Here is a 550-nt window from a genome sequence, read left to right as displayed (position 1 = left end):
GTTGTAATAGAATCGACCCCCGGCTCTCCCCGGCCTTGAAATGGGATCGATCCGGCACCATGCGAAGATCGTCGCCGCGGTTACGATCGTACAGACCGCGGCCGTTGTGGACCACGTCATTGATCAAGAAGGGAATGCGAAGCGGTATGAGCGCAGAGGCACAGCAGGAGACCCTGGAATTCCAGACCGAGGTCCAGCAGCTGCTGGATCTGATGATCCACTCGCTGTACAGCAATCCGGAGATCTTCCTCCGCGAGCTCGTCTCCAACGCCTCCGACGCGGCGGACAAGCTGCGTTTCGAGGCGCTGAAGGACGAGAGCCTGCTCGAGGACGACCCGGAGCTCGCCATCCGGGTGCATGCGGACAGCGAGGCACGCACGGTCACGATCGAGGACAATGGCATCGGCATGAGCCGGGACGACGTGGTCGAGAACCTCGGCACCATCGCGCGCTCCGGCACGCAACGCTTCCTGGAGGCGATGACGGGTGACGAGAAACAGGACGCGCAGCTCATCGGCCAGTTCGGCGTGGGCTTCTACTCCGCGTTCAT

General features: G+C 62.5%; 1 protein-coding gene. It reads left to right on the top strand.

Annotated elements, in window-relative coordinates:
* Positions 1 to 146: 146 nt before the first annotated feature.
* Positions 147 to 550, top strand: a 404-nt coding sequence (locus G7A99_RS24245) for an ATP-binding protein (RefSeq protein WP_205600057.1), incomplete at its 3' end; no start/stop codon positions are given.

It is taken from the genome of Arhodomonas sp. KWT (assembly GCF_010993615.1).
The sequence above is the reverse complement of the archived record's forward strand: the minus strand, read 5'-3'. Positions and strand labels throughout refer to the sequence as shown.